Annotated in this window: 3 protein-coding genes; 1 reads left to right on the top strand and 2 read right to left on the bottom strand. The window is 70.0% G+C overall.

The window, feature by feature from the left end; all coding sequences use genetic code 11:
- Window positions 1–825: 30S ribosomal protein S2 (gene rpsB / locus ASJ79_RS22835; protein WP_067960287.1), on the bottom strand; the 825-nt coding region annotated here is incomplete at its 3' end.
- A 292-nt stretch (window positions 826–1,117) separates the two neighbouring features.
- Here rpsB and ASJ79_RS22830 point away from each other — a divergent pair.
- On the top strand, window positions 1,118–1,606 hold the full coding sequence (locus tag ASJ79_RS22830) for a M23 family metallopeptidase (protein WP_067960285.1): 489 nt from the start codon (window positions 1,118–1,120) through the stop codon (window positions 1,604–1,606).
- A 2-nt stretch (window positions 1,607–1,608) separates the two neighbouring features.
- Here the strand turns inward: ASJ79_RS22830 and ASJ79_RS22825 are convergent.
- On the bottom strand, window positions 1,609–2,339 hold a 731-nt coding region (locus tag ASJ79_RS22825), incomplete at its 5' end, for a tyrosine recombinase XerC (RefSeq protein ID WP_067960282.1).

The following is a 2,339-nucleotide window of genomic DNA, read 5'->3' as shown; positions in this document are numbered from 1 at the left end:
CACGGGCACCGGGTCGGGCTCCACCTCGGCGAAGTCCGCACGCCACCGCCCGGTCGCGTCCTGCCGGACGGTCCAGCACACCTCGGCGGGCTCCCACCGGAAATCGGCCTCGGCCGCCTGCTTGTCGGAGCCGGCGCCGGCACGGGCCTGCAGGCCCTCGGCGACCGCGGACGCGATCACCTTGGTCAGCAGCGCAGCCGAGCGGATGGCGTCGTCGTTGCCCGGGATCGGGTAGTCGACCAGATCCGGATCGCAGTTGGTGTCGAGGATCGCGATGACCGGGATGCCGAGCTTGCGGGCCTCGCCGACGGCGATGTGCTCCTTGTTGGTGTCGACGACCCACACGGCGCTGGGCACCTTCTGCATGTCGCGGATACCACCGAGGGACCGCTCGAGCTTGTTCTTCTCGCGGGTCAGCATCAGGATTTCCTTCTTGGTGCGGCCCTCGAACCCACCGGTCTGCTCCATGGCCTCAAGCTCCTTGAGGCGCTGCAGGCGCTTGTGCACGGTGGAGAAGTTCGTGAGCATGCCGCCCAGCCAGCGCTGGTTCACGTACGGCATGCCGACGCGGGTCGCCTCCTCGGCGATGGATTCCTGCGCCTGCTTCTTGGTGCCGACGAACATGATCGAACCGCCGTGCGCGACCGTCTCCTTGACGAACTCGTACGCCTTGTCGATGTAGGTCAGCGTCTGCTGCAGGTCGATGATGTAGATGCCGTTGCGGTCGGTGAAGATGAACCGCTTCATCTTGGGGTTCCAGCGACGGGTCTGGTGCCCGAAGTGTGCGCCGCTGTCGAGCAGCTGCTTCATGGTTACAACAGCCATGATCGTGTCTTACCTTCAGTTGTCGGTTGTCGTCCGGTATCGGGTGATCCGGACCCTGGCGACTGCTTCGATGCCGGACCCGCTTCGGGGAGAACCCCGGAACAGGACCGCCCGGCATACAGGTGACGAGCTGCTGAGCTCGTGCCGCAGACGCGCGAAGTCAGCCCGCAAAGACGAGCTGCGGATAGCAGTTTACACGCTCGGAGCAGGTGCTTTTACCACCGAGGGAACCATCCCCAAGCGTACGAAGTCGTTCTTCCGCCGGCCAGCCGCAGTGCGCTGAACTGGGACGATGCGAATCCTGGCCACCGCGGTGACCGTCGCGGTGCTCTGCGCCCCGGCCGCGGCGGCCGACGACGTCCCGTTGGGGTGGCCGCTGCAGCCCCGCCCGGCGGTGGTCCGTGAGTTCGACGCCCCGTCCCCGAACTGGCAGCGCGGGCACCGCGGTGTCGACCTGGCCGGCGCCGATCGTCAGCCGGTGTATGCCGCCGCTGCGGGCACGGTCGTGTTCGCCGGCGAGCTCGCCGGCCGGCCGGTGGTGTCGATCGCGCATCCGGGCGGTCTGCGCACGAGCTATGAGCCGGTGCGTGCCACCGTGTGGCGCGGTCAGGTGATCGCCGCCGGGACGGTGCTCGGTGAGCTGGTCGCGGGTCATCCGGGATGCGCGGCGCCGGCGTGCCTGCACTGGGGCGCGATGTGGGGGCCGGCGGCGCGCGCCGACTACGTCGATCCGCTGGGATTGGTGGTGACCACGCCGATACGGCTCAAGCCGGTGCGCTGACGTCAGGCGCGCGGGTGCGCCTGGTCGTGCACCGCACGCAGCCGCGCCACCGAGACGTGGGTGTAGAGCTGCGTGGTGGCCAGCGTCGAGTGCCCCAGCAGTTCCTGCACGACCCGCAGGTCGGCGCCGCCTTCAAGCAGGTGGGTGGCGGCGCTGTGCCGCAGCCCGTGCGGCCCGATGTCGGGTGCCCCGGTCACCGCGGACATGGTCTGGTGCACCACGGTGCGCGCCTGCCTCGGATCGAGCCGGCCGCCGCGGGCGCCGAGCAGCAGTGCGGGTCCGGAGGCCGCGGCGGCCAGCTGGGGCCGGCCGTCGGTCAGCCATGCGGTCAGCGCCGCGTGCGCTGGTTCGCCGTACGGCACGGTCCGCTGTTTGTTGCCCTTGCCGAGCACCCGCAGCAGCCGCCGGGACATGTCGACGTCGTCGACGTCCAGTCCGCACAGTTCACTGACGCGGATGCCGGTCGCGTAGAGCATCTCCACGATGAGCCGGTCCCGCAATGCGAGCGGATCCCCTTGTTCGGCACCGGATTTCGCGGCCTCCATGGCGTCACGGGCCTGGTCCTGCCGCAGCACCGCGGGAAGGGTGCGACGTGCCTTGGGAACCTGCAGGCGAATCGCCGGATCGTCGGCCAGCAGGCCGCGCCGCACCGCCCACGCGGTGAACGTCTTGACCGCCGAGGTGCGGCGGGCCAGCGTCGAACGGGCGGCGCCGGCGCTCGCCTGCGCCCCCA

The sequence above is a fragment of the Mycobacterium sp. NAZ190054 genome, from assembly GCF_001545925.1.
Classification (GTDB): Bacteria; Actinomycetota; Actinomycetes; order Mycobacteriales; family Mycobacteriaceae; genus Mycobacterium.
This window is presented reverse-complemented; position numbering and strand designations above follow the sequence as displayed.